The organism is Klebsiella sp. LTGPAF-6F, assembly GCF_001753185.1.
GTDB classification, from domain to species: Bacteria; Pseudomonadota; Gammaproteobacteria; order Enterobacterales; family Enterobacteriaceae; genus Klebsiella; species Klebsiella michiganensis.
In genome coordinates this window covers 1,119,335-1,145,627 of the sequence record NZ_CP017450.1, presented here as the reverse complement: position 1 = coordinate 1,145,627, position 26,293 = coordinate 1,119,335, and the positions used below count along the sequence as shown (strand labels likewise).

The window sequence follows — 26,293 nt, the reverse complement described above, 5'->3', positions numbered from 1 at the left end:
TCGCAGCAGTGGAAGAGAAAAAAAGCGTGGTGGACGGAGGGACGGGAAATAAAAATGCCCGGTGACGCAAAGTTCACCGGGCATTGGCGGGATTATGTACAGCGCTGAGTTAGCGCATTACACCGCGGTCTGGAAAATAACCCCGTCGGCCTTCTCGGTGTACTGACCGAGCTGGTCGAAGTTCAGATAACGATAAGTATCCGCTGCGGTCTTATCCACCTGAGCAACATAGGTCTGATACTCTTCCGGCGTCGGCAGTTTACCGATAAGCGCGGCCACGGCCGCCAGCTCCGCAGAGGCCAGGAAGACGTTAGCGCCGGTACCTAAACGGTTCGGGAAGTTACGGGTTGAGGTAGAGACCACCGTCGCACCGTCGGCAACGCGCGCCTGGTTACCCATGCACAGGGAACAGCCAGGGATTTCAATACGCGCACCGCTCTTACCAAACACGCTGTAGTAGCCCTCTTCAGTCAGCTGCGCGGCGTCCATACGGGTTGGCGGCGCCACCCACAGACGAGTCGGCAGCTGGCCTTTGTGGTTGTCCAGCAGCTTACCGGCCGCGCGGAAGTGGCCGATGTTGGTCATGCAGGAACCGATAAACACTTCATCGATCTTCTCGCCCTGCACGTCGGACAGCAAACGCGCATCGTCCGGATCGTTCGGCGCGCAGAGGATGGGCTCTTTGATATCGGCCAGATCGATATCGATCACCGCCGCATATTCCGCATCCGCGTCGCCTTCCAGCAGCTGCGGATCCGCCAGCCATTTTTCCATGCCCTGAACGCGACGCTCCAGCGTACGGCGATCGCCGTAACCTTCGGCGATCATCCACTTCAGCAGGACGATGTTGGAGGTCAGATACTCAACGATCGGCTCTTTGTTCAGCTTAATGGTACAGCCCGCGGCGGAACGCTCGGCGGAGGCATCGGTCAGCTCAAACGCCTGCTCAACTTTCAGATCCGGCAGACCTTCAATTTCCAGAATGCGGCCGGAGAAGATGTTTTTCTTACCTTTCTTCTCCACGGTCAGCAGACCCTGTTTGATCGCATACAGCGGGATGGCGTGTACCAGATCGCGCAGGGTGATGCCCGGCTGCATTTTGCCTTTAAAACGTACCAGTACCGATTCCGGCATATCCAGCGGCATGACGCCAGTTGCGGCGGCAAACGCCACCAGGCCTGAGCCTGCCGGGAAGGAGATACCGATCGGGAAACGGGTATGAGAATCACCACCGGTACCCACGGTATCAGGCAGCAGCATACGGTTCAGCCAGGAGTGGATAACGCCATCGCCCGGACGCAGCGATACGCCGCCGCGGTTCATGATGAAGTCCGGCAGCGTGTGGTGCGTGGTGACGTCCACCGGCTTCGGATAGGCGGCGGTATGGCAGAAGGACTGCATCACGAGGTCGGAAGAGAAGCCCAGGCACGCCAGGTCTTTCAGCTCATCACGGGTCATCGGGCCGGTGGTGTCCTGAGAGCCTACGGAGGTCATCTTCGGTTCGCAGTAAGCGCCCGGACGAACCCCGGCCACGCCGCAGGCGCGACCCACCATTTTCTGCGCCAGAGAGTATCCGCGGCTGCTTTCCGCCACGTCTTTCGCCTGACGGAACACATCGCTGTGCGGCAGGCCCAGCGCTTCACGCGCTTTGGTGGTCAGGCCACGGCCGATGATTAGCGGGATACGGCCGCCGGCGCGCACTTCGTCGATCAGCACGTCGGTTTTCAGCTCGAAGGTCGCCAGCAGTTCGCCGGTTTCGTGGTTACGGACTTCACCTTTGAACGGATAAACGTCGATCACGTCGCCCATGTTCAGGTTGTTTACGTCCACTTCAATCGGCAGCGCGCCGGCATCTTCCATGGTATTAAAGAAGATAGGCGCAATTTTGCCGCCGAGAACCAGACCGCCGCCGCGCTTGTTCGGCACGTGCGGAATATCGTCGCCCATAAACCACAGCACCGAGTTGGTGGCGGATTTACGCGATGAGCCGGTACCCACGACATCGCCGACGTACGCCAGCGGGAAACCTTTTTGCTGCAGTGCTTCAATTTGTTTAATCGGGCCAACGGCGCCGGGCTGATCCGGGTCGATGCCTTCGCGGGCGTTTTTCAGCATTGCCAACGCGTGCAGCGGAATGTCCGGGCGGGACCAGGCGTCAGGGGCCGGAGACAGGTCATCGGTGTTGGTTTCGCCGGTGACTTTAAAAACGGTCACGGTGATTTTGTCAGCCAGTTGAGGACGGCTCAGGAACCACTCAGCGTCGGCCCAGGATTGCATAACCTGTTTGGCGTAGGCATTGCCCGCCTTGGCTTTCTCTTCTACATCGTAGAAGTTGTCGAACATCAGCAGGGTGTGGGACAGCGCTTTCGCGGCGATCGGCGCCAGTTTTGCGTCGTCCAGCGCGTCAATCAGGGGATGGATGTTGTAACCGCCCTGCATGGTGCCCAGCAGTTCGACAGCTTTTTCACGGGTAACCAGTGGAGAAGTCGCTTCGCCTTTGGCGATCGCGGCAAGGAATCCGGCTTTAACATAGGCGGCTTCGTCGACGCCCGGCGGTACGCGGTTAATTAACAGGTCTAACAAGAATTCTTCTTCACCCGCTGGCGGGTTTTTCAGCAGTTCTACCAGCGCGGCCATTTGGGTTGCATCTAAGGGTTTCGGTACAATCCCCTCGGCGGCACGCTCAGCTACGTGCTTACGGTATTCTTCTAGCACGACGGTTCTCCTCGCTCTCATTGTAAAATGCGGTAGGCGATTCTCTTCACGCTCCTGTGAGACAGCAGTTTGTAGGGTAAATGCCCGATACCGCGTCGGCAGCATAGCAGGATTTTGGCGGGGTGTTAATCTGTTTACAAAAAAGCAACATTAAAAATTAGCTGAATCGTTAAGGGCAGAATAATGCAGGTTTTCTGTCAATTTAGCGGTATATAAAATTAATTCTGTTACACATAATTGAGCGAAATCCCAACTAAAATCAAAAACGCAAATACGCGCTCTCTATACTCAGGCAATCCCCCGCTTTTCGACAATACTCTGTCAAAACGGGCCAATTATTGTGCCGGGAGTTCTCATGACACTGCCTTTCAAACCCCATCTGCTCGCGCTGCTCTGTAGCGCCGGGCTATTAGCCGCCGCGGGTACGCTCTACGTTAAAAGCCGGGAGCCGCAAACGGTTCCCGAGCCCCCCGCCGTTGCGCAAACGGCGCAGGCAACCGCCGCCGCCCAGCCGGTGACCACAACCTATACACCCGCGCAGATAGACCAGTGGGTCGCGCCAATCGCGCTCTATCCGGACAATCTGCTGTCGCAGGTGCTGATGGCTTCGACCTACCCGAGTAACGTTGTCCAGGCGGTAGAGTGGTCGCAGGATAACCCCACAATGAAGGGCGATGCGGCGGTGCAAGCGGTGGCAAATCAGCCCTGGGATCCCAGCGTAAAATCGCTGGTCGCCTTCCCTTCCCTTCTCGCGTTAATGGGAGAAAATGCGCCGTGGGTGGAAAACCTGGGTAACGCCTTTCTCGCCCAGCCGCAGGCCGTCATGGATTCGGTGCAGCGCTTACGCGCCATCGCCCAGCAGACCGGAACGTTAAAATCCACGCCGCAGCAGAAAGTCATCACCGCCACCCGCTCCGCGGCACCGGCTCCGGCAACGTCCACGGCCACCGCTTCCCGCAGCAGCAGCAGCGCCGTGACATCCTCCGCCCCGGCGCAGGTGATTAAAATCGAATCCACCAATCCAAATGTGGTGTACGTGCCGGCCTATAACCCTTCAGTTGTTTACGGCGCCTGGCCTGACACCGCCTATCCGCCGGTCTACCTGCCGCCGCCTCCGGGGGAGCAGTTTACCGACAGCTTCGTCAAGGGGTTTGGCTATAGCCTCGGCGTCGCCACAACCTACGCTCTGTTCAGCAGCATCGACTGGGATGATGACGATCATCACCACCATGACGATGACGATCACCATCACGATGATGATCATCACGGCGGCTACGCGCACAACGGCGATAACATCAACATCAACGTCAATAATTTCAACCATATTACCGGGCAGAACCTGCCGGGAAACCACGCCAGCTGGCAGCATAATCCGGCCTACCGCGGCAATATTCCCTATCCGAACAATACGATTGCGCAGCATTACCATCAGACCAATGTTCCCGGCGGCCTTAGCGCGACCCAACATCAGCCCGCCGATCGCAACGCGCAGCGTCAGGCGGCCATGACGCAGCTACAGCAGCGTACCGGGCCTGCGGATAACGCGCTTAATCACGCGCCTTCCCGCGATGCCCAGCGCCAGGCCGCGTCGCAGCAGCTCCATCAGGTGACCCAGCGCAATAACTATCGCGGCTATGACGCCACGCCGGCGGTAAAAAATAGCGCCGTACAACAGCAGCATCGGGAAGCGGTCAAAACGCAAATTCAGCATCCGACGGCGCAGCAGCAACAGCGCCGTGAACAGTTCCGGGCCGCAACGCCCGAACAACGTCAGCAGAAGCTAAATAATCTGCACGCCAATGCCCTGAGCGGTAACGATATCCGCTCTCCCTCCTGGCAGTCTCAGCAGGAGCGCGGCCTGCAGAGCCGCCATATCTCGGGTTTAAGCAGCGAGCAGCGCAGCGCGGCCAGAGAACATCTTTCCGAACACCGTGAACTGCGCCGCCGCTGAGGATAATCAGATGAAAAAATTATTAAAAATGACGCTGCTGGCGCTGGCCCTGACGCCCGCCATGGCGCTGGCTCAGCAGCAGTTTTCCTCTCCGGAACAGGCCGCAAGCGCGCTGGCTGAGGCAATCGGCAGGCATGATGAATCTGCCCTCAACGGGCTGCTCGGCGATAGCTGGCAGCAATTTTTACCGCCGGAGGGCATCGACCCTGACGCCGTCGCTCGCTTTCAGCGCGACTGGAAAGTAAGCCATCGTATCGTTCAGCAGCAGAATAGCGCCTGGCTGGAGGTGGGACAGGAAGCATGGCGGCTACCGATCCCCATCATTAAGGATAAGAGCGGCTGGCGTTTTGATATGGCCGCTGCTGAAGATGAGATCCTGACTCGCGCGATTGGCCGCAATGAGCTGTCAGCCATTCAGGCGATGCACGCTTACGTTGATGCCCAACAGGATTTTTATCGGCTAAACCACACCTGGGCGCAGAGGATTATCAGCAGCGATGGTAAGAAAGACGGCCTCTACTGGCCTGCCGCTCCCGGCGAAGCGCCCAGCCCGCTAGGGCCCGCGTTTAGCCCCGCCGAACCCGGAGAAGGCTATCACGGCTACCGTTTTCGCATCATTCAAGATGGCGAGGGTCAGGGCTTCGCCCTGCTGGCGTGGCCTGTGGAATGGGGAAAAACCGGCATCATGAGCTTTATGGTCAACCAGAATGATGAGGTTTATCAGGCTAATTTAGGGGATGAGACGCAGAGCAAAGCGCGCGCAATTTCGCAGTTTTCGCCGGATTCAGCCTGGCAGGCCATCAATCAATAGAAAAAAGCCCGGCGTGCGATAACGCCGCCGGGCCATATCTGTGTGCTGATTTAGCCCTGATGGGGCATCAGAGACGGGTCACCCGCAAAAGCCGGTTTAGTGCTGGTCAACGCCGCTTCATCAGAGCTGATGCTGCCGGAATTCGCCGCCCATACCCCTTCGCTGGTCTTTGTTATCTGCTGATGCTGCATATTCAAATCCTGGCCCATCGCCGCAATATGGGTGCTTTCGGTCCCGCCGCTGTTATCAGCCCAGGGAATCGCGGCATCGGCCGCGCAGGCCATACCCGAGACCAGCGTTGCTGCCAGCAGCGTCGTCGTTAAAACTTTTTTCATCACACACCTCACATATAGTTAACTACCTATAAGTTTACTGAGTAACTATTTTTCAAGTATTAATAAGATATGCAATTTTATTAACGGCGACACAGTTCTAAACATCACCGATAAAAAAAGCGGCTCACTGAGCCGCTTTTTGGATTTTGCCTGAAAGAAAAATTTACTTTTTCTTCGCTTTCGCGTTTGGCAGGTCGGTGATGCTGCCTTCGAAGACTTCTGCTGCCAGGCCAACGGACTCGTGCAGAGTCGGGTGAGCGTGGATGGTCAGCGCGATGTCTTCAGCGTCACAGCCCATTTCGATCGCCAGACCGATTTCACCCAGCAGCTCGCCGCCGTTGGTGCCGACAATCGCCCCGCCGATAACGCGGTGAGATTCTTTGTCGAAAATCAGTTTGGTCATACCGTCAGCGCAGTCGGAAGCGATGGCGCGGCCAGAAGCAGCCCACGGGAAGGTGGCGGTTTCGTAGCTGATGCCTTTCTCTTTCGCTTCTTTCTCAGTCAGACCAACCCACGCAACTTCCGGCTCGGTATAGGCGATGGACGGGATAACTTTCGGGTCGAAGTAGTGCTTCATGCCGGCGATAACTTCGGCAGCAACGTGGCCTTCGTGAACGCCTTTGTGCGCCAGCATCGGCTGACCGACGATATCGCCGATAGCGAAGATGTGCGGCACGTTGGTACGCAGCTGTTTATCAACGCGGATAAAGCCACGCTCGTCAACTTCAACGCCTGCTTTACCGGCATCGAGGTTTTTACCGTTCGGCACGCGGCCGATAGCTACCAGCACGGCGTCGTAGCGCTGCGCTTCAGCCGGGGCTTTTTTGCCTTCCATGGAAACGTAGATACCGTCTTCTTTCGCTTCAACGGCGGTCACTTTGGTTTCCAGCATCAGGTTGAATTTCTTACTGATGCGCTTGGTGAAGACTTTCACCACGTCTTTATCGGCAGCCGGGATAACATGGTCGAACATTTCAACCACGTCAATCTCTGAACCCAGCGCATGGTATACGGTACCCATTTCCAGACCGATGATACCACCGCCCATAACCAGCAGGCGTTTTGGTACGGTTTTCAGCTCCAGCGCATCGGTGGAGTCCCATACGCGCGGATCTTCATGCGGAATGAACGGCAGTTCGATCGGACGGGAACCCGCCGCGATGATAGCGTTGTCGAAGTTGATGACGGTTTTACCGTTTTCGCCTTCCACTTCCAGGGTGTTAGCGCCGGTAAATTTACCCAGACCGTTAACCACCTTCACTTTACGCCCTTTGGCCATGCCAGCCAGACCGCCGGTCAGCTGAGTGATGACTTTTTCTTTCCAGGTGCGAATCTTGTCAATGTCGGTTTTCGGTTCACCGAAAACGATGCCGTGTTCGGCCAGCGCTTTCGCTTCTTCGATAACTTTAGCAACGTGCAGCAGTGCTTTAGAAGGGATACAGCCGACGTTCAGGCAAACACCGCCGAGGGTGCTGTAACGTTCTACGATGACGGTTTCCAGACCTAAATCAGCGCAACGGAAGGCAGCAGAATAACCTGCGGGGCCTGCCCCAAGTACCACGACCTGAGTTTTGATTTCAGTACTCATCATGACCTCTGTTATTTGTATCCGGCGGGTCTGACGCTATTGTTTTTACGCCCATGTCCACCGGGACGTTCTATCCGCAAGCATTTTACAAAATTGTTAACAATTTTGAAACAACAAACGGCAAACGATTTTGTCCTTTATTGCTGGTAACTTCAAAACGCAGAAGAGATTACCAGAAAAAAGCCGGCCGTCAGGCCGGCTTTTTGCTTACATCACCAGGCGGCGAATGTCGCTCAGCATATTGTTGATGATGGTGATAAAGCGCGCACCATCAGCACCGTCGATCACGCGGTGGTCGAAGGACAGAGAGATCGGCATCATCAGACGCGGCACGAACTCTTTGCCATTCCATACCGGCTCCATCGCGGACTTGGAGACGCCGAGGATAGCCACTTCCGGCGCGTTCACAATCGGTGCGAAGTGGGTGGTACCCAGGCCGCCGATGCTGGAGATAGTGAAGCAACCGCCCTGCATTTCGCCAGCGGTCAGCTTACCATCACGCGCTTTCTTGGAAATCACGGTCAGTTCACGAGACAGCTCGGTAATGCTCTTCTTGTTCACGTCTTTGAAGACCGGAACAACCAGACCATTCGGGGTATCAACCGCCACACCGATATTGATGTATTTCTTCAGCGTCAGACGCTGTGCATCTTCAGACAGGGAGCTGTTGAAGCGCGGCATCTGCTCAAGCGCCGCGGCAACGGCTTTCATGATGAAGACCACCGGAGTGAATTTCACGTCCAGCTTACGCTTCTCAGCTTCGGCGTTCTGCTGTTTACGGAACGCTTCCAGATCGGTGATATCGGTTTTGTCGAAGTGCGTAACGTGCGGGATCATCACCCAGTTACGGCTCAGGTTAGCACCAGAGATCTTCTGGATGCGGCCCAGTTCAACTTCTTCCACTTCACCAAACTTGCTGAAGTCCACTTTCGGCCACGGCAGCATGCCCGGGATACCGCCACCGGTAGCAGCAGGCGCGGCTTCAGCGCGTTTAACCGCTTCTTTCACGTAGGCCTGAACGTCTTCGCGCAGGATACGGCCTTTACGACCAGTTCCTTTCACTTTCGCCAGGTTTACACCGAACTCGCGCGCCAGGCGACGAATCAGCGGGGTAGCGTGAACGTAAGCGTCGTTTTCAGCGAACTCAGATTTGCCTTCTGCTTTTGCAGCAGGTGCAGCTGGTTTAGCAGCCTGAGCCGGTGCAGCAGCTGGTGCTGGGGCAGCCGCGGCAGCCGGAGCTGCGGCAGGCGCGGCGCCTTCCACTTCGAAGACCATAATCAGGGAGCCGGTGGAGACTTTGTCGCCGGTGCTGATTTTGATCTCTTTCACGGTACCCGCGAACGGCGCAGGCACTTCCATGGAAGCTTTGTCGCCTTCAACGGTGATCAGTGACTGTTCAGCGGCAATTTTATCGCCCACTTTCACCATCACTTCAGTCACTTCAACTTCATCGCCGCCGATATCCGGCACGTGAACTTCTTTAGAACCTGAAGCTGCCGGTGCAGCAGCAGCCGGAGCGGCTTCCGCTTTCGCCGGCGCCGCGGCAGGCGCTGCGCCCGCCACTTCGAAGATCATGATCAGGGAACCCGTGGACACTTTGTCGCCGGTGTTAATCTTGATCTCTTTCACGGTACCGGCGAACGGCGCCGGCACTTCCATAGAGGCTTTATCGCCTTCTACGGTGATCAGGGATTGTTCAGCGGCGATGGTGTCGCCCACTTTTACCATGATTTCCGTGACTTCAACTTCATCACCGCCGATATCCGGTACATGAACTTCTTTCGCGCTGGCGGCTGCCGGTGCTGCGGCGGCCGGAGCGGCTTCTTTCTTCTCTTCCTGCGCAGGTGCAGCGGCTGCTGCACCATCGGCGGAATCGAAAATCATGATCAGTTTACCGGTCTCGGTTTTGTCGCCGACGGAGACTTTGATCTCTTTAACGACGCCAGCCTGCGGAGACGGGACTTCCATAGAGGCTTTGTCGCCTTCTACGGTGATCAGCGACTGTTCAGCTTCAACTTTGTCGCCCACTTTGACCAGAATCTCGGTGATTTCAACTTCATCAGCCCCGATGTCCGGTACTTTGATTTCGATAGCCATTATTCTTTTACCTCTTACGCCAGACGCGGGTTAACTTTATCTGCATCGATGTTGAATTTAGTGATGGCTTCCGCAACCACTTTCTTATCGATTTCGCCACGTTTAGCCAGTTCGCCCAGCGCTGCTACCACCACGTAGGAAGCGTCAACTTCGAAGTGATGACGCAGGTTTTCACGGCTGTCAGAGCGACCGAAGCCGTCGGTACCCAGTACGCGGTAATCATCGGCCGGTACGTAAGTACGAACCTGCTCAGCGAACAGTTTCATATAGTCAGTAGATGCGACTGCCGGAGCGTCGTTCATCACCTGAGCGATGTACGGAACGCGCGGCGTTTCCAGCGGATGCAGCATGTTCCAGCGTTCACAATCCTGGCCATCACGCGCCAGTTCGGTGAAGGAGGTGACGCTATAAACGTCAGAGCCTACGCCGTAGTCTTTGGCCAGGATCTGCGCTGCTTCACGGACGTGACGCAGGATAGAACCGGAGCCCAGCAGCTGAACTTTACCTTTGCTACCTTCAACGGTTTCGAGTTTGTAGATACCTTTACGGATACCTTCCTCGGCGCCTGCTGGCATTGCCGGCATGTGGTAGTTTTCGTTCAGCGTGGTGATGTAGTAGTAAACGTTCTCTTGTTTCTCACCGTACATACGCTCCAGACCATCGTGCATGATGACCGCAACTTCGTACGCGTAAGACGGATCGTAAGAGATACAGTTCGGGATGGTCAGAGACTGAATGTGGCTGTGGCCATCTTCGTGCTGCAGACCTTCGCCGTTCAGCGTGGTACGACCGGAAGTCCCGCCGATCAGGAAGCCGCGAGCCTGCTGGTCGCCTGCCTGCCAGCACAGGTCACCGATACGCTGGAACCCGAACATGGAGTAGTAGATGTAGAACGGGATCATCGGCAGGTTGTTGGTGCTGTAGGAGGTCGCAGCAGCCAGCCAGGATGCACCGGCACCCAGTTCGTTGATACCTTCCTGCAGAATCTGGCCTTTCTCGTCTTCTTTGTAGTAAGCAACCTGCTCACGGTCCTGCGGAGTGTACTGCTGACCGTTCGGGCTGTAGATACCAATCTGACGGAACAGGCCTTCCATACCAAAGGTACGCGCTTCATCGGCGATGATCGGCACGAGGCGGTCTTTGATGGATTTGTTCTTCAGCATCACGTTCAGGGCACGAACGAACGCGATAGTGGTAGAGATCTCTTTATTCTGCTCTTCCAGCAGCGGACCGAAATCTTCCAGGGTCGGCAGCTCCAGCTTCTCATCGAAGTTTGGCTGACGGCTCGGCAGATAGCCGTGCAGTTTCTGACGCTGGGCGTGCAGATAGGTGTGCTCTTCAGAACCTTCCGGGAAGGTCACGTACGGCAGTTTTTCGATATCAGCATCGGCAACCGGCACGTTGAAACGATCGCGGACGTAGCGAACGCCGTCCATGTTCATTTTCTTAACCTGGTGAGCGATGTTTTTACCTTCAGCGGTGTCACCCATGCCGTAACCTTTAATGGTATGGGCGAGGATTACGGTGGCTTTGCCTTTGGTTTCCTGTGCTTTTTTCAGCGCAGCGTAGACTTTCTTCGGATCGTGACCGCCGCGGTTCAGGGCCCAGATCTGCTCGTCAGTCCAGTCGGCAACCAGCGCTGCGGTTTCCGGATATTTACCGAAGAAGTGCTCACGCACGTAAGCGCCGTCTTTGGATTTGAAGGTCTGGTAGTCGCCGTCAACGGTCTCTTCCATCAGCTGGATCAGTTTACCGCTGGTATCTTTACGCAGCAGCTCATCCCAGCGTCCGCCCCAGATAACCTTGATAACGTTCCAGCCAGCACCGCCAAAGATGCCTTCCAGTTCGTTAATGATCTTGCCATTACCGGTAACCGGGCCGTCAAGGCGCTGCAGGTTACAGTTGATAACGAAGACCAGGTTGTCCAGCTTCTCACGGGTCGCGATGGTGATCGCGCCTTTGGATTCCGGCTCGTCCATCTCGCCGTCGCCGAGGAAAGCGTAAACGGTTTGTTTGGAAGTGTCTTTCAGGCCGCGGTGTTCCAGATACTTCAGGAACTTAGCCTGATAAATCGCACCGATTGGGCCCAGACCCATAGAGACGGTCGGGAACTGCCAGAATTCCGGCATCAGTTTCGGGTGCGGATAAGAGGACAGACCTTTACCGTGAACTTCCTGACGGAAGTTGTTCATCTGCTCTTCAGTCAGACGACCTTCCAGGAAAGCACGCGCGTAGACGCCCGGAGAGATGTGGCCCTGGAAGTAAACCAGGTCGCCGCCGTCCTGCTCGTTGCGTGCGCGGAAGAAGTGGTTAAAGCACACTTCATAGAAGGTTGCGGAAGACTGGAAGGAAGCCATGTGGCCGCCCAGTTCGAGATCTTTTTTCGATGCGCGCAGAACGGTCATAATCGCGTTCCAGCGGATCGCAGAACGGATACGACGTTCCAGATCCAGATTACCCGGGTATTCCGGCTCATCTTCAACGGCAATAGTGTTCACGTAACCGCCGGTCGATGCGCCAGCAGCCACTTTCACCCCGCCTTTGCGGGCTTCAGAAAGGAGTTGGTCAATAAGATACTGAGCGCGCTCAACACCTTCTTCACGGATGACCGATTCGATCGCCTGTAGCCAGTCGCGAGTTTCGATCGGATCCACGTCATTTGGTAAACGTTCTGACATGGGGGGTATTCCTTATCTATCTAATCGTTGATTAATCTGGAACCTGTCCCATTGCGCTCTTTGTTCTTCATACTTCTGGCTGTCTCTTTGTTGGCTTCGCTTCCTCACCCCAGTCACATAGTTCACTATGCTCCCGGGGATTCGCGCGCTTGCCGCCGCGATACACCCAAAATTATTTTGAACAACTAAAAGTGCAATAAGACAGGTTCTGCGTTTAGTTGCCGCGCTCTAAAAATGGCGCTTAAGAACCGGAGTTCTCATCTTTTCGTTGCTGTAAACGACGCAGTGAGCGTTCACGACGGCTCTGCTCACGGCTACGATCCAGCAAAATTTCCTCAATGAACGCCAGGTGACGATGCGACGCTTCACGCGCCTGCTCCGGTTCCCCGGCGATTATCGCCTCAAAAATGCGAGTACGATGATTGCTGACCTGCGGGAGCATCTCCCGACGGGCGTACAACAATTCAAAATTCTGGCGAACGTTCTGGGCCAGCATCGGCTCCATACAGCGTAGTAGATGGAGCAGCACCACATTGTGCGCCGCTTCGGTGACGGCGATTTGATACTGGACGACGGCATCGGATTCGGCGTCGAGATCGCCGGACTGCTGAGCCCGCTCAATGGCCTGATGCAGCTCGCGAATGCGTTCGCGGTCTTCATCATTGCTGCGCAGCGCCGCGTAATAAGCCGCGATGCCTTCAAGCGCGTGACGGGTTTCCAGCAGATCAAATTGGGATTCAGGGTGGTCGGACAGTAGCTCTACCAGCGGGTCGCTGAAGCTCTGCCACAGGCGGCTTTGTACAAACGTTCCGCCCCCCTGGCGACGAAGCAACAAGCCCTTAGCTTCGAGGCGTTGAATAGCCTCACGGAGCGAGGGACGGGAAACGTCGAACTGTTTTGCCAGTTCACGTTCTGGCGGGAGTTTTTCACCGGGGCGCAACGTCCCCTCAAGGATTAAAAACTCCAGCTGCTGCTCTATCACATCGGATAGTTTTGGTTGGCGGATCTTGCTGTAGGCCATATTCCCTGTCTCTGCCATTAGCCCGGAGTCAATTGGTCTTACCAATTCATAGTTCGTATCGCTAAAGTAACAAAGTATTCACCTTCTGTCCATACAGGTTTTGATTGAAATCATTAAACCCGGCACGTTTTAACAACCTTACAGAAATAACATTTCAAAAATGTAACCTTGCACAAATGTTGTGTTTACTCACAAAGAGGTAGCGTTAACGTAATAGAAACGAAAAATTACGCTATCTGAACCGATTCAACGCCTTATTAAGTGAATATAAATTCAATAAATTTGCATGGATGACAAATAATGGGTGGGCACTGGCGCATGGGGGTGGGATTTACAAATGGCGTCTTTTTGCTCGCTTCGTCATCATCCCTTCATAAAGCAGGTGCATTCAGCGGCGCTTATCACTATTCTCCATGATACGAAAGGCCTTTTCATGAATTCCCTCTCCGCCTTGCGTAAAGAAATAAGTACATCTACGGAATTTGATAATTACACAAACACAACAATATGTGCGCTACATCACTCGGGGCAAAACGGGCCGCAGGCTCAGTGAAATTTCGCTGACTATGCTATCAGGCAGGGATGGACAGCGAAGAAGTCACCTGATGGATGACGCGGACAAACATAATAACCATAACCACACACGAGGTTTCATGATGGAAGGTCAACAGCATGGCGATCGGCTAAAGCGCGGCCTTAAAAACCGCCATATTCAGCTTATTGCGCTGGGAGGCGCTATCGGTACCGGTTTGTTTCTGGGTAGCGCATCCGTCATCCAAAACGCGGGTCCCGGTATTATTCTGGGCTACGCAATTGCCGGTTTTATTGCTTTCCTGATTATGCGTCAGCTGGGCGAAATGGTCGTCGAAGAGCCGGTAGCCGGTTCATTTAGTCATTTTGCCTACAAATACTGGGGCGGCTTTGCAGGCTTCGCTTCCGGCTGGAACTACTGGGTGCTTTACGTGCTGGTCGCGATGGCCGAGCTGACCGCGGTCGGGAAATACGTCCAGTTCTGGTGGCCGGAAATTCCTACCTGGGTTTCTGCGGCCGTTTTCTTTATCGCTATCAACGCCATCAACCTGACGAACGTCAAGGTGTTTGGCGAGATGGAGTTCTGGTTCGCGATCATCAAAGTCGTCGCCGTCGTGGCGATGATCCTATTCGGCGGCTGGCTGCTGTTCAGCGGCAACGGCGGCCCGCAGGCCACCGTACGCAACCTGTGGGAGCAAGGCGGATTCCTGCCGCACGGCTTCACCGGGCTGGTAATGATGATGGCGATTATTATGTTCTCTTTCGGCGGGCTGGAGCTGGTCGGTATCACCGCAGCCGAAGCGGATAACCCGGAGCAGAGCATTCCGAAGGCCACCAACCAGGTCATCTACCGCATCCTGATTTTCTATGTGGGCTCGCTGGCCGTTCTGCTTTCGCTGCTGCCGTGGAGCCGCGTAACCGCCGATACCAGCCCGTTCGTCCTGATTTTCCACGAGCTGGGCGATACCTTCGTCGCGAATGCGCTGAATATCGTGGTATTGACCGCGGCGCTCTCCGTTTACAACAGCTGCGTATACTGCAACAGCCGGATGCTGTTCGGTCTGGCCCAGCAGGGTAACGCGCCAAAAGCGCTGATGAGCGTCGATAAACGCGGCGTGCCGGTTAACACCATCCTCGTCTCCGCGGTGGTCACCGCGCTGTGCGTACTGATTAACTACTTCGCGCCGGAATCCGCGTTTGGTCTGCTGATGGCGCTGGTGGTTTCAGCCCTGGTGATAAACTGGGCGATGATTAGCCTGGCGCACATGAAGTTCCGTCGCGCTAAGCAGCAGCAGGGCGTGGTCACCCGCTTCCCGGCGCTGCTTTATCCGCTGGGCAACTGGATCTGCCTGCTGTTTATGGCGGGAGTGCTGGTGATCATGCTGATGACCCCTGGCATGGCGATTTCCGTCTACCTTATCCCGGTATGGATTGCCGTTCTCGGCGTCGGCTACCTGTTTAAACAGAAAACCGCCAGCGCCATTAAAGCATAATCCTGCATCTCCACAAGCTGTGTCCGCCCGCCGCTGGGCGGACACAGCGCATTGTTATCTGCTTCACACTTTCCCCCTGATAACCGATTTATCCATATCGTTAACCCTATCCTGCAACGCATTAGTCCATTACCCGGCTAATAATTCTCTCCATACCGCCACGGGGAGATCGCTGCGATGAATGGCAATAAGCTTTCAGTTAAAGAAAAAATAGGCTACGGGATGGGTGATGCCGGATGCAATATCATATTCGGCGCCATCATGTTGTTTGTTAACTATTTTTATACGGATATTTTTGGTCTCGCGCCGGCGCTGGTGGGCGTTTTGCTGCTTTCCGTACGCGTTATTGATGCCGTCACCGATCCGATTATGGGGGCGATGGCCGACCGTACCCGCAGTAAATACGGGCGCTTTCGCCCATGGCTGCTGTGGATTGCCTTCCCGTACGCGCTGTTCAGCGTGCTGATGTTTACCACCCCGGAGTGGTCGTACAATAGCAAGGTTATCTATGCTTTCGTCACCTACTTCCTGCTCTCGCTGACCTACACCGCGATCAACATCCCCTACTGCTCCTTGGGTAGCGTGATTACGAATGACCCGAAGGAACGCGTGGCCTGCCAGTCCTATCGCTTCGTGATGGTCGGTATCGCCACGCTTCTGCTCTCCCTGACGCTGCTGCCGATGGCGGACTGGTTCGGCGGTGAGGATAAAGCCAAAGGCTATCAGATGGCGATGACCGTGCTGGCGATTATCGGTATGTGCATGTTCCTGTTCTGCTTTGCCACCGTTCGTGAACGCGTAAAACCCGCCGTCCAGACCAACGACGAGCTGAAAAAAGATCTGAAAGACGTCTGGAAAAACGACCAGTGGGTTCGCATCCTGCTGCTAACGCTGTGCAACGTTTGTCCGGGCTTTATTCGCATGGCCGCCACCATGTACTACGTCACCTGGGTGATGCAGCAAAGCACCCACTTCGCCACGCTATTTATCAGCCTCGGGGTAGTCGGAATGATGATCGGCAGTATGCTGGCTAAAGTCCTGACCGACCGCTGGTGCAAACTGCAGGTGTTTTTCTGGACCAACATCGTGCTGGCGATTTTCTCCTGCGCCTTCTACTTCTTCGACCCGCACGCCACCATGATGATTATGGTGCTCTACTTCCTGCTGAACATTCTGCATCAGATCCCCTCGCCGCTGCACTGGTCGCTGATGGCCGACGTGGATGACTACGGCGAATGGAAGACCGGCAAACGCATCACCGGCATCAGCTTCTCCGGCAACCTGTTCTTCCTGAAGGTCGGTCTGGCCATCGCCGGCGCGATGGTTGGCTTCCTGCTCTCCTGGTACGGCTACGATGCCGGTGCGAAGCAGCAAAGCGCCTCCGCGATTAACGGTATCGTATTGTTATTCAGCGTTATCCCCGGCATCGGCTATCTGATTACCGCGGGGGTGGTGCGTATGCTGAAGGTAAACCGCGAATTTATGCGGCTAATTCAGTCCGACCTCGAGAAACGCCGGGTCAACTACAGCGAGCTCAACGACTATCAGGAACTGAAAACCGGCGAACAGGTAAGGAAAGCGTAATGAAAAACTGGCCGAATCCATTTATTGAACAACGCGCGGACCCGTATATTCTGCGCCATCAGGAGAGCTACTACTTTATTGCCTCGGTGCCGGAGTATGACCGTCTGGAAATCCGCCGCTCAGCAACCCTTGAAGGTTTACGCGACGCGCAGCCGGTGGTCGTCTGGCGTAAACCGGACAGCGGCCCGATGAGCCAGCTCATATGGGCCCCGGAGCTGCATGAGATTGACGGCAAATGGTATATCTACTTTGCCGCCAGCCACACCCACGATCTGGATGCGCAGGGCATGTTCCAGCACCGCATGTTCGCGCTCGAATGCGCGGAGAGCGACCCGTTAACCGGGAAATGGCAGGAAAAAGGCCAGATTAAAACGCCGCTTGATACCTTTGCGCTGGATGCCACCACCTTCCACCATCAGGGTAAACGGTGGTACCTGTGGGCGCAAAAAGATCCGGAAATTAAGGGTAATACCAACCTCTATCTGGCTGAACTGGCAAATCCGTGGACGCTAAAAGGTCAGCCGGTCATGCTGAGTCAACCCGAGTTTGACTGGGAGTGCCGGGGTTTTCTGGTGAACGAAGGCCCGGCGGTCCTGTTCCACGGCGACAAGCTGTTCGTCAGCTACTCCGCCAGCGCCACCGACGAAAACTACTGCATGGGATTATTGTGGATAGACGTTAACGCCGACCCGCTGCGGCCGGAAAACTGGCATAAAGCGCCGCAGCCGGTGTTTCGTACCAGCTATGAGAATCGTCAGTATGGGCCCGGACACAATAGCTTTACGCAAACGCCGGAGGGAGAAGATGTGCTGGTGTACCACGCGCGCAACTACACCGAAATCGAAGGCGACCCGCTGTACGATCCGAATCGCCATACCCGCCTGAAGCTTGTCCGCTGGGACGAAAACGGGATGCCTGATTTTGGCATCCCGGCAGCAGATACGGATTAAAAGCGAAACCTGCCCCCAGCGGGCAGGTGCTTAAATCAGCGTACCGTAAATCGTCAGCAGCGCCATAATCACCACCACCACCAGCGATGTTTTTTTCGCCATGGAGACCGCCGCCTTCGGCGTCGCCACTTTATCCACGTGCGGCTCGCGCGCCAGCGAATACTGCGCCAGGCGCGTCAGCACCTGATACTGCGAAGAGTGGAGGTCGCCCAGCGAGGCAAACCACGCAGGCAAAGCCTTTTCCCCGTGCCCAACCAGCGCGTACACCACGCCGACCAGACGTACCGGAACCCAGTCGACCACGTGCAGAATGCCGTCAATACCCGACTGTAAGCGATGACGCGGCGTCTGATAACGCGCCAGCCAGGTCTGCCAGGCCCGCAGCGTACAGTAGGCAATCAGGGTTAACGGTCCCCACGGCCCGCCGACAACGAACCAGAACAGCGGAGCGAGATAGTAGCGGTAGTTAATCCACAGCAGCGCGTTTTGCAGCTCGCTCAGATATTCACGCTGGTCGCAGCCGGGCGGCACGCCGTGGATCAGGGTGAGCTCGCTGGCCATGGCGTCGCAGGCGCGGCTATCATCGCGCGCCGCCGCCTTCAGGTAGGCGTGATAGTGCAGACGGACTTTGCCCGCGCCGATGCACAGCAGGCCCAGCAGGATCCAGAACACCAGCAGAGGAATGTTAAACAGCTGCCCCTGCAGCAGGCGCTGAATAATAAACACGACCGCCGCCGCCGCGACCGTCATCAGTAGGGTGGTGAGCAGGGAATAATGCTTTACCCGGCGAAACAGCACTTCCAGCCGGTGATCGAGCTGCCAGTGCTCGCCCAGCTTAAACAAACGCTCGGCAATGAGGACTAACAGCGTAGTGAACAACGTCATGGCATCTCCTTATTCTGACGACGGGGTTAACAGACCGCGAAATTTGACCCAGTCAAAAGCCGGGCCGGGATCCGTTTTACGCACTGGCGCAATATCGCTATGGCCGGTGATATTGTCAGCTATCGCCGGATAGCGCGAGATAAGCTGACGGGTAACGGCAACCAGCTGCTGATACTGCGCGTCGGTATAAGCCAGCTCGTCGGTCCCTTCCAGCTCAATGCCTATCGAAAAATCATTACAGCGCTCGCGCCCGTGATAGCTGGAAACCCCCGCGTGCCAGGCGCGCTGGTCGAAAGGCACATACTGCACGATTTCACCGTCGCGGCGAATCAGACAGTGTGCCGAAACGCGAAGATGCGCGATTTCAGCAAAAAAAGGGTGCGCATTCGGATCGAGCGTACCGGTGAACAGGGCATCAATCCATGGCCCGCCAAATTCGCCGGGCGGCAGGCTTATATTATGCACCACCAGCAAAGAGGGGGTTTCATTATCCGGGCGGCTATCGTGGTGCGGCGAAGGAACCCGACGCGCCTCTTCCAGCCATCCCCCGTTCAACTGCATGTTGAGTCTCCTTTTACTAGCTTATGCATTCGCGGCACCGTGACCAAACAATCCCCGGCATCATACCCACGCTTGCTCGGTTGGCTAACGCTATAACTTCACGCTGGCGCCGCCGGCGAAAGGACGCGGATGTGGTACAGAAACGTTGTTCAGGTTAGCATGTTTCCCACTTCTGAATCTTATCTATCTGGAGCTTTATCATGACGCCTCGTCGCTACAATCCCGACCGCCGCCGTGACGCGTTGCTGGAGCGTATTAATCTTGATATTACCGATGCCGTCGCTCAATCCCTGCGGGAAGATTTAGGCGGTGAAGTGGATGCCAACAACGATATTAGCGCGCAATTATTGCCGCAGGATGCGCGCTCGCATGCCGTCGTCATCACCCGTGAAGATGGCGTGTTTTGCGGTAAACGCTGGGTAGAAGAAGTCTTTATTCAGCTTGCGGGCGACGACGTTAACTTCACCTGGCACGTTGCCGATGGCGACGCGGTAAAAGCCAATCAGCCGCTATTCGAGCTGGAAGGCCCTTCGCGGATCCTGCTCACCGGCGAACGTACCGCTCTCAATTTCGTGCAGACGCTCTCCGGGGTGGCCAGCGAAGTCCGCCGCTATGTCGACCTGCTGGCAGGCACCAAAACTCAGCTGCTCGATACGCGCAAAACGCTGCCGGGCCTGCGCACGGCGCTGAAATATGCGGTCCTGTGCGGCGGCGGGGCCAATCATCGCCTGGGCCTCTCCGATGCCTTTCTGATTAAAGAGAACCATATTATCGCTTCCGGCTCGGTACGGCAGGCGGTTGAAAAAGCGTTCTGGCTGCACCCGGATGTGCCGGTTGAGGTGGAAGTCGAAACCCTTGAAGAGCTGGATGAAGCGCTGAAAGCCGGCGCTGACATCATTATGCTCGACAACTTCACTACCGACCTGATGCGCGAAGCGGTCAAACACACCAACGGCCAGGCGGCGCTGGAAGTCTCCGGCAACGTCACATTCGAGACTATTCGAGAATTTGCTGAAACCGGCGTCGATTACATCTCCGTTGGCGCGTTGACCAAGCACGTCCGCGCTCTCGATCTCTCTATGCGCTTCCGCTAATCCCCCTGCCCCGGTTCGTCGTTGATGCCGGGGCGCACTTTTGCGAGCCGGCTCGCACGCCAATAATCCCTCAATGCAACCCGCAAAAAAAGCCTGGAAGCGTGCTTCTCCAGGCGCGATCTGCCGCTCGTATCGCTAAACAAACCCCGGCAAAGTGCTCCCGAAGATAACAAGGAGCAACTTATGGACAAACAACGCGGCTTTACCCTCATCGAACTTATGGTGGTCATTGGGATCATCGCCATTCTCAGCGCAATCGGCATTCCGGCTTATCAGAACTATCTGCGAAAAGCGGCGCTTACCGATATGCTGCAAACCTTCGTCCCGTTCCGCACCGCCATTGAGCTGTGCGCGCTGGAGCACGGCGGATTAACCACCTGCGATGGCGGCAGCAACGGTATTCCCTCGCCCGCCACAACCCGCTACGTCTCGGCTATGACCGTCGCCACAGGCGTTGTCACGCTCACCGGGCAGGAAAGCCTTAATGGCTTAAGCGTCACGCTGACGCCGACCTGGGATAACGCTAACGGCATCACCGGCTGGCAGCGAGTGTGCAACATTACCGGCGATAGCGCACTCAAGCAGGCCTGTGAAGACGTGTTCCGTTTTAACTGAGGGCGCGGCAATGAAAACTGAACAATTGATACCTCTTTGCCAGCGCTATCAGGCCTTACTGCTCGATAGTAATGAACACACCATCGCTATCGCCGTGGTTGACGCCCCCGCCCCGGAGCTGCTGGAAGCGTTACGTTTCGCGACGCAGAAAAGGATTGATATCGAGTGCTGGAGCCAGGACCAGATGGACAAGCGGCTGCAGACGCCGGGAATATCAACCCTCACCCCGCCTGTTGAAGCCTCGGCCAGCATCGTTGAACAGGTAAATAGCCTTCTGGAACAGGCCCTGCGCCAGCGCGCATCGGATATTCATATTGAACCCGGTGACGATCGCCTGAGAATTCGCCTGCGGGTAGATGGCGTACTCCATTCTCTTGCGCCGCTTGCGCCGGAACTCGCCGCCCCCATCACCGCCCGACTTAAAGTGCTCAGCAATCTGGATATCGCTGAACACCGGGTACCGCAGGACGGTCAGTTTACCCTCACGCTCGCAGACCGCCCGATCTCGTTTCGGATCGCCACGCTTCCCTGCCGCGGCGGGGAAAAAATCGTCCTTCGCTTATTACACCAGGTCGAACAAGCGCTGGACCTCGAAGCGCTGGGGCTATCGTCTCAGCAGCTTGCCGCCTTTCGCGCGGCGCTTAACCAACCTCAGGGGCTGATGCTGGTCACCGGCCCGACGGGAAGTGGGAAAACCGTCACTTTGTATAGCGCACTGCAGGCGCGGAATCGCGACGAGGTCAATATATGCAGCGTTGAAGATCCGCTGGAGATCCCCATCGTGGGGATGAATCAGACGCAGATTAATCCGCGGGCGGGCTTAACCTTTCACAGCGTACTGCGCGCCCTGCTACGCCAGGATCCTGATATCGTGATGGTCGGGGAGATACGCGATGCAGAAACCGCTGAAATTGCGATAAAAGCAGCGCAAACCGGGCACCTGGTTCTCTCAACGCTGCACACCAATTCAACCAGTGAAACGCTGGTTCGCCTGCAGCAGATGGGCGTTGCGCGCTGGATGATCTCATCCGCGCTTTCTCTGGTGGTTGCTCAACGCCTGGTACGCAAACTGTGCCCGCACTGCCGCCAGGAAACCGGCAGTTCGGCCGATGTTCCACACAGCCTGTGGCCGCGGGCGCTTCCTCGCTGGCAGGCTCCGGGCTGTCAGCACTGCTATCACGGCTACTACGGTCGCCTGGCGCTATTTGAGCTGCTCCCCGTCACCACCGCGTTACGGCAGGCGATTACTCAGGGTCTTAGCGCCGGAGAGATCGAGTCCCTGGCGCGCGAATCCGGCATGATGACGCTGTTTGAGAGCGGCTGTCTGGCCGTCGAACGTGGGATGACAAGTCTGGAAGAGGTCGTTCGCGTGTTGGGGATACCGCATGGCGACTAAACGACTGTGGCGCTGGCGCGGTCTCTCTCTCCAGGGCATTCCCTGCCAGGGAACGCTCTGGCAGGATAATCGCCCTGAGGCATTGCAGGCTCTGCAGCGGCAGCGAATTATCCCGCTGACGCTGCGCCGCTGTAGCGTGCAAAGCGCCCTCTGGCATCCGCGCTACAGTGGCGAAATCATCCGCCAGCTGGCCGCGCTTCTTCAGGCCGGTCTCCCCCTGGCCGAGGGGCTGGAACTGCTGGCGCAGCAGCAGCCCAATGCGCAATGGCAGGCGCTGCTGCAAACCCTGGCGGAGGATCTGGCGCAGGGCATTTCGCTTTCAGGCTCCCTGGAAAAATGGCCTGAGGCGTTCCCTCCGCTCTATCTGGCCATGATTCGCACCGGTGAACTTACCGGTAAACTGGAACTTTGCTGCGCTCAGTTGGCCAGGCAGCAGCGAGAGCAGCTGCTCCTCACCGAAAAAGTGAAAAAAGCGCTGCGCTACCCGTTGATTATCTTATCCCTGGCGCTGCTGGTGGTGATGGGAATGCTGTGCTTTGTCTTACCGGAGTTCGCCGCTATATATCAAACCTTCAACACCCCGCTGCCGTGGCTGACCCGCGCGGTAATAAGCATTGGCGAAGGGTTAACTCGCTGTTGGCCACTGCTCGCTGCCCTGGGTATTTTACCTGCAATACTCAACCGGCTGATTTGCCAGCGGCCAGGCTGGCTGCTGTACCGTCAGAAGCTGCTCCATACGCTGCCGGTGTTTGGCAAACTGCTATGCGGCCAGCGGCTTAGCCAGATTTTTACCGTACTCGCATTGACGCAAAGCGCCGGAATCAGCTTTCTGCAAGGCCTGCAAAGCGTGGAGGAAACCCTGAGCTGCCCGCTATGGCGGCAGAGGCTCCAGCAGGTTTGCCGGCAAATTACCCACGGCGATCCCATCTGGCAGGCGCTCGCCAACGGCGGAGGCTTCACGCCGCTTTGCCTACAACTGATCCGTACCGGTGAAGCCTCGGGTTCGCTGGATACCATGCTGGAAAATCTGGCTCGTCACCATAGTGAGCAGACGCATCAGCAGGCAGATAATCTGGCGACCTTGCTGGAACCGATGATGTTGGTAGTGACCGGAACGATTGTCGGCGTGCTGGTGGTGGCGATGTATTTACCCATTTTTCATCTGGGCGACGCCATTAGCGGAATGGGGGGATAACGCTGGCGCAAACGCGCCAGCGAACGGCATTACAGGCTGTTGAACACGCGGTTCTCTTGTTCCTGTACGCGAATAAAAGTCGTGCGTTTAGTCAGTTCTTTCAGCCGTGAAGCACCTACGTAGGTGCATGCGGAACGCAGGCCGCCAAGAATATCGCGCGCGGTGTTTTCAACCGGGCCGCGCAGAGGCAGCTTAACGGTTTTGCCTTCAGCCGCACGGTACTGGGCTACGCCGCCAACGTGACGGGTCATCGCCGACTCCGAGCTCATGCCGTAGAACAGCATGAATTTTTCGCCGTTTTCTTCAACCACGGTACCGCCGCTCTCTTCGTGACCGGCCAGCATACCGCCAAGCATCACGAAATCCGCGCCGCCGCCGAAGGCTTTAGCCACATCGCCCGGCATAGTACATCCGCCGTCGCTGATAATCTGCCCGCCCAGGCCGTGCGCCGCATCGGCACACTCAATCACTGCGGAAAGCTGCGGATAGCCGACGCCGGTTTTCACGCGAGTTGTACATACGGAGCCTGGACCGATACCCACCTTAACGATATCAGCCCCCGAAAGAATCAGCTCTTCGCACATTTCGCCGGTAACAACGTTGCCCGCAATAATGGTTTTCTGCGGCCAGGCTTCGCGGGCTTTCGCGACAAACTGCACGAAGTGCTCTGAATAGCCATTCGCCACGTCAATGCACACAAAGCTAAGCTGCGGATTTTGGATCAGAATCTGTTTTGTTTTTTCAAAATCCGCATCGGAGGTGCCGGTAGAAACCATGACGTGCTGCACGACATCTGCCGATACGCTCTGAACAAACGCCTGCCACTGTTCAACGCTGTAATGCTTATGTACGGCGGTCAAAACGCCAAATGAAGCCAGGGCTTTAGCCATGGCAAACGTGCCAACGGTGTCCATGTTAGCAGCAATGATCGGCACACCAGACCAGGTCTGGCCAGAATGTTTGAAAGTGAATTCACGTTCCAGCTGTACGTCAGAACGGCTTTTGAGGGTAGAACGTTTCGGACGGATAAGAACGTCTTTAAAACCAAGCTTCAAATCTTCTTCAATACGCATGTGCGAATTCCTGGGGTTAATTGCATTATTGTGAGAGCACAACTCCAGTGACGTTATCATACGCACGAATCATGGCCGCGCAAGACTGCGATTTTCACTTTTTTTACGCTACAATCGTATAAATTTACCTGGTGAACAGCCAAAAGCGAATTTGCGATATCCCATCGCAGGCGTATCATTTTTAACCATTTGATTTACATGCGCAAAAAGAACCAGGGTACGTGGTGACAGCCATTTATTGGTTGATATCACGTCGATAAAGCCACTATCGCAGTGGCGTCGTCGCGTCGTAAATCACGGCTCTGTTATTGAAAAATGTGCATGTAGTCAGTTTCAGGATTGAGGTGTATGACATACACGGTAGCGTTAACAGGCGGCATCGGTAGCGGTAAAAGTACCGTAGCCGACGCATTCTCACACCTCGGGGTTAACGTTATTGATGCTGACATTATCGCGCGCCAGGTGGTCGAGCCCGGCACCCCGGGGCTAAACGCAATTGCTCAACGCTTCGGTCCGCAGATCCTGAACAAAGATGGCACCCTTAACCGTCGCGCTCTGCGTGAACATATTTTCGCTCATGCAGAGGATAAGAACTGGCTAAACGCGCTGCTGCACCCGCAAATTCAGCAGGAAACGCGTCGTCAGATGCAGCTTGCCACCTCGTCTTATATTCTCTGGGTTGTACCTTTACTGGTCGAAAACCGTTTGTCCGCCAAAGCCGATCGGGTCCTTGTTGTCGATGTGCCGAAAGAGACGCAGATAGCGCGCACGATGCTTCGCGATCGGGTCAGTCGGCAACATGCGGAACATATTCTTGCCGCTCAGGCAACGCGCGAGCAGCGCCTTGCCGTTGCGGATGATGTTATTGAAAATATGGGTTCACCTGATGCCATCGCATCAGCTGTCGCCCGCCTGCATGCAAAGTATCAACAGCTGGCAGCGCAGGCCGCCTCACAGGAAAAACCGTAATGTCTACCCCTGTTCTATTTGAACATCCGCTTAATGAAAAAATGCGCACCTGGCTGCGTATTGAGTTTTTGCTTCAGCAGCTGACCGTACATCCTGCTATTACCAGCCATGCGGATGCGCTGCATTTTTTCCGCAATATCGGCGATCTTTTAGATGTTTTTGAACGCGGTGAAGTACGTACCGATCTGATGAAAGAGCTGGATCGCCAGCAGAGGAAGCTGCAATCCTGGGCGGAAGTCCCTGGGGTTGATCAGGATCGTATCAACGAACTGCGTCAGCAGCTGAAGCAATCAGGCAGTACGTTAATGTCGGCGCCGCGTATCGGCCAGTACCTGCGAGAGGATCGCCTGATCGCCCTGGTACGCCAACGCCTGAGTATCCCGGGCGGCTGCTGTAGCTTCGATCTTCCGACGCTGCACATCTGGCTGCATATGCCGCAGGAATATCGCGATGAGCAGGTCGGTAAGTGGCTGGCCAGCCTGGAACCGCTGACGCAATCGCTGATGCTCATTCTCGATCTCATCCGTAACTCGGCCCCCTTCCGTAAGCAGACCAGCCTGAACGGTTTTTATCAGGACAACGGCGAAGATGCCGATCTGCTGCGTCTGCGGTTGGATCTTGCCAGCCAGCTCTACCCCCAAATATCAGGCCACAAGAGCCGCTTTGCCATCCGCTTTATGCCGCTGGACAGCGAGCACGGCATCGTGCCGGAGCGTTTTGATTTTGAACTGGCCTGCTGTTAAGGAGTCAA

Annotated in this window: 20 protein-coding genes; 11 read left to right on the top strand and 9 right to left on the bottom strand. The window is 56.0% G+C overall.

Translation table 11 applies throughout. The features are described 5' to 3' along the window. Window positions 1–117: 117 nt before the first annotated feature. A complete protein-coding gene (gene acnB / locus BJF97_RS05350) occupies window positions 118–2,715 on the bottom strand; it encodes a bifunctional aconitate hydratase 2/2-methylisocitrate dehydratase (RefSeq protein ID WP_004098644.1) in 2,598 nt (865 codons plus the stop codon). Window positions 2,716–3,070: 355 nt separating this feature from the next. Here acnB and BJF97_RS05345 point away from each other — a divergent pair, with 355 nt between their 5' ends. Further along, window positions 3,071–4,666 carry a DUF3300 domain-containing protein gene (locus BJF97_RS05345; RefSeq protein ID WP_032694415.1) on the top strand — a complete coding sequence of 532 codons (1,596 nt, stop codon included), beginning with the start codon at window positions 3,071–3,073 and terminating at the stop codon, window positions 4,664–4,666. A gap of 10 nt (window positions 4,667–4,676) precedes the next feature. Further along, a complete protein-coding gene (locus BJF97_RS05340; RefSeq protein WP_014227939.1) occupies window positions 4,677–5,477 on the top strand; it encodes a DUF2950 family protein in 801 nt (266 codons plus the stop codon). Window positions 5,478–5,527: 50 nt separating this feature from the next. Here BJF97_RS05340 and BJF97_RS05335 read toward each other — a convergent pair whose 3' ends face one another. From BJF97_RS05335 to pdhR, 5 genes are all read right to left on the bottom strand, one after another. Continuing rightward, on the bottom strand, window positions 5,528–5,812 hold the full coding sequence (locus tag BJF97_RS05335; protein WP_014227938.1) for a hypothetical protein: 285 nt from the start codon (window positions 5,810–5,812) through the stop codon (window positions 5,528–5,530). A 163-nt stretch (window positions 5,813–5,975) separates the two neighbouring features. Then, a complete protein-coding gene (gene lpdA / locus BJF97_RS05330) occupies window positions 5,976–7,400 on the bottom strand; it encodes a dihydrolipoyl dehydrogenase (protein ID WP_032694416.1) in 1,425 nt (474 codons plus the stop codon). Between the two features lie 207 nt (window positions 7,401–7,607). Continuing rightward, entirely contained in the window at window positions 7,608–9,497 is a 1,890-nt protein-coding gene (aceF, locus tag BJF97_RS05325; RefSeq protein ID WP_014227937.1) for a pyruvate dehydrogenase complex dihydrolipoyllysine-residue acetyltransferase, read from the bottom strand. A 14-nt stretch (window positions 9,498–9,511) separates the two neighbouring features. Continuing rightward, complete coding sequence (aceE, locus tag BJF97_RS05320; RefSeq protein WP_004098634.1) at window positions 9,512–12,175, bottom strand: pyruvate dehydrogenase (acetyl-transferring), homodimeric type; 2,664 nt, start codon at window positions 12,173–12,175, stop codon at window positions 9,512–9,514. A gap of 241 nt (window positions 12,176–12,416) precedes the next feature. Beyond that, window positions 12,417–13,196, bottom strand: a complete 780-nt coding sequence (pdhR, locus tag BJF97_RS05315; protein ID WP_004098632.1) for a pyruvate dehydrogenase complex transcriptional repressor PdhR — start codon at window positions 13,194–13,196, stop codon at window positions 12,417–12,419. A 653-nt stretch (window positions 13,197–13,849) separates the two neighbouring features. Here pdhR and aroP point away from each other — a divergent pair. The 3 genes from aroP (at window position 13,850) to BJF97_RS05300 (ending at window position 17,754) form a co-directional block, all read left to right on the top strand. After that, entirely contained in the window at window positions 13,850–15,220 is a 1,371-nt protein-coding gene (aroP, locus tag BJF97_RS05310) for an aromatic amino acid transporter AroP (protein ID WP_086544283.1), read from the top strand. Window positions 15,221–15,397: 177 nt separating this feature from the next. Beyond that, window positions 15,398–16,804: a glycoside-pentoside-hexuronide (GPH):cation symporter gene (locus tag BJF97_RS05305; protein ID WP_014227935.1), complete on the top strand. Its 1,407-nt coding sequence runs from the start codon at window positions 15,398–15,400 to the stop codon at window positions 16,802–16,804. After that, window positions 16,804–17,754 carry a glycoside hydrolase family 43 protein gene (locus BJF97_RS05300; RefSeq protein WP_032694418.1) on the top strand — a complete coding sequence of 317 codons (951 nt, stop codon included), beginning with the start codon at window positions 16,804–16,806 and terminating at the stop codon, window positions 17,752–17,754. The genes BJF97_RS05305 and BJF97_RS05300 overlap by 1 nt, the downstream gene beginning before the upstream one ends. Before the next feature lie 30 nt (window positions 17,755–17,784). On the opposite strand, the gene ampE is transcribed toward BJF97_RS05300, so the two are convergent. Together ampE and ampD are read right to left on the bottom strand one after the other, a co-directional pair. Then, window positions 17,785–18,639, bottom strand: coding sequence for a beta-lactamase regulator AmpE (gene ampE, locus BJF97_RS05295; protein ID WP_014227933.1), 855 nt, complete (start codon window positions 18,637–18,639; stop codon window positions 17,785–17,787). 9 nt (window positions 18,640–18,648) lie between these two features. Further along, a complete protein-coding gene (gene ampD, locus BJF97_RS05290; protein WP_014227932.1) occupies window positions 18,649–19,200 on the bottom strand; it encodes a 1,6-anhydro-N-acetylmuramyl-L-alanine amidase AmpD in 552 nt (183 codons plus the stop codon). A 200-nt stretch (window positions 19,201–19,400) separates the two neighbouring features. Between ampD and nadC the strand changes: the two genes are divergently transcribed. The 4 genes from nadC (at window position 19,401) to hofC (ending at window position 23,500) form a co-directional block, all read left to right on the top strand. Continuing rightward, window positions 19,401–20,294, top strand: coding sequence for a carboxylating nicotinate-nucleotide diphosphorylase (gene nadC / locus BJF97_RS05285; protein ID WP_014227931.1), 894 nt, complete (start codon window positions 19,401–19,403; stop codon window positions 20,292–20,294). Between the two features lie 183 nt (window positions 20,295–20,477). After that, window positions 20,478–20,909: a prepilin peptidase-dependent pilin gene (gene ppdD / locus BJF97_RS05280; RefSeq protein WP_014227930.1), complete on the top strand. Its 432-nt coding sequence runs from the start codon at window positions 20,478–20,480 to the stop codon at window positions 20,907–20,909. Between the two features lie 10 nt (window positions 20,910–20,919). Then, window positions 20,920–22,305, top strand: a complete 1,386-nt coding sequence (gene gspE, locus BJF97_RS05275; protein WP_032694419.1) for a type II secretion system protein GspE — start codon at window positions 20,920–20,922, stop codon at window positions 22,303–22,305. Beyond that, window positions 22,295–23,500, top strand: coding sequence for a protein transport protein HofC (gene hofC / locus BJF97_RS05270; protein ID WP_032694420.1), 1,206 nt, complete (start codon window positions 22,295–22,297; stop codon window positions 23,498–23,500). The genes gspE and hofC overlap by 11 nt, the downstream gene beginning before the upstream one ends. A 29-nt stretch (window positions 23,501–23,529) precedes the next feature. Here hofC and BJF97_RS05265 read toward each other — a convergent pair whose 3' ends face one another. Further along, window positions 23,530–24,573: a GMP reductase gene (locus tag BJF97_RS05265; RefSeq protein WP_009654638.1), complete on the bottom strand. Its 1,044-nt coding sequence runs from the start codon at window positions 24,571–24,573 to the stop codon at window positions 23,530–23,532. 348 nt (window positions 24,574–24,921) lie between these two features. Between BJF97_RS05265 and coaE the strand changes: the two genes are divergently transcribed. Beyond that, on the top strand, window positions 24,922–25,542 hold the full coding sequence (gene coaE, locus BJF97_RS05260; RefSeq protein WP_004098610.1) for a dephospho-CoA kinase: 621 nt from the start codon (window positions 24,922–24,924) through the stop codon (window positions 25,540–25,542). Continuing rightward, the gene (gene zapD / locus BJF97_RS05255; protein ID WP_014227927.1) at window positions 25,542–26,285 is read left to right on the top strand and encodes a cell division protein ZapD; all 744 of its coding nucleotides are present in this window, start codon (window positions 25,542–25,544) and stop codon (window positions 26,283–26,285) included. Before coaE ends, zapD begins: the two co-directional genes overlap by 1 nt. Window positions 26,286–26,293 lie beyond the last annotated feature (8 nt).

Excerpts from the sequence above, each read along its gene's own strand:
- BJF97_RS05345 (WP_032694415.1), top strand. The coding sequence starts at position 3,071 with ATGACACTGCCTTTCAAACCCCATCTGCTCGCGCTGCTCTGTAGCGCC.
- BJF97_RS05340 (WP_014227939.1), top strand. The coding sequence starts at position 4,677 with ATGAAAAAATTATTAAAAATGACGCTGCTGGCGCTGGCCCTGACGCCC.
- BJF97_RS05335 (WP_014227938.1), bottom strand. The coding sequence starts at position 5,812 with ATGAAAAAAGTTTTAACGACGACGCTGCTGGCAGCAACGCTGGTCTCG.
- lpdA (WP_032694416.1), bottom strand. The coding sequence starts at position 7,400 with ATGAGTACTGAAATCAAAACTCAGGTCGTGGTACTTGGGGCAGGCCCC.
- aceF (WP_014227937.1), bottom strand. The coding sequence starts at position 9,497 with ATGGCTATCGAAATCAAAGTACCGGACATCGGGGCTGATGAAGTTGAA.
- aceE (WP_004098634.1), bottom strand. The coding sequence starts at position 12,175 with ATGTCAGAACGTTTACCAAATGACGTGGATCCGATCGAAACTCGCGAC.
- pdhR (WP_004098632.1), bottom strand. The coding sequence starts at position 13,196 with ATGGCCTACAGCAAGATCCGCCAACCAAAACTATCCGATGTGATAGAG.
- aroP (WP_086544283.1), top strand. The coding sequence starts at position 13,850 with ATGATGGAAGGTCAACAGCATGGCGATCGGCTAAAGCGCGGCCTTAAA.
- BJF97_RS05305 (WP_014227935.1), top strand. The coding sequence starts at position 15,398 with ATGAATGGCAATAAGCTTTCAGTTAAAGAAAAAATAGGCTACGGGATG.
- BJF97_RS05300 (WP_032694418.1), top strand. The coding sequence starts at position 16,804 with ATGAAAAACTGGCCGAATCCATTTATTGAACAACGCGCGGACCCGTAT.
- ampE (WP_014227933.1), bottom strand. The coding sequence starts at position 18,639 with ATGACGTTGTTCACTACGCTGTTAGTCCTCATTGCCGAGCGTTTGTTT.
- ampD (WP_014227932.1), bottom strand. The coding sequence starts at position 19,200 with ATGCAGTTGAACGGGGGATGGCTGGAAGAGGCGCGTCGGGTTCCTTCG.
- nadC (WP_014227931.1), top strand. The coding sequence starts at position 19,401 with ATGACGCCTCGTCGCTACAATCCCGACCGCCGCCGTGACGCGTTGCTG.
- ppdD (WP_014227930.1), top strand. The coding sequence starts at position 20,478 with ATGGACAAACAACGCGGCTTTACCCTCATCGAACTTATGGTGGTCATT.
- gspE (WP_032694419.1), top strand. The coding sequence starts at position 20,920 with ATGAAAACTGAACAATTGATACCTCTTTGCCAGCGCTATCAGGCCTTA.
- hofC (WP_032694420.1), top strand. The coding sequence starts at position 22,295 with ATGGCGACTAAACGACTGTGGCGCTGGCGCGGTCTCTCTCTCCAGGGC.
- BJF97_RS05265 (WP_009654638.1), bottom strand. The coding sequence starts at position 24,573 with ATGCGTATTGAAGAAGATTTGAAGCTTGGTTTTAAAGACGTTCTTATC.
- coaE (WP_004098610.1), top strand. The coding sequence starts at position 24,922 with ATGACATACACGGTAGCGTTAACAGGCGGCATCGGTAGCGGTAAAAGT.
- zapD (WP_014227927.1), top strand. The coding sequence starts at position 25,542 with ATGTCTACCCCTGTTCTATTTGAACATCCGCTTAATGAAAAAATGCGC.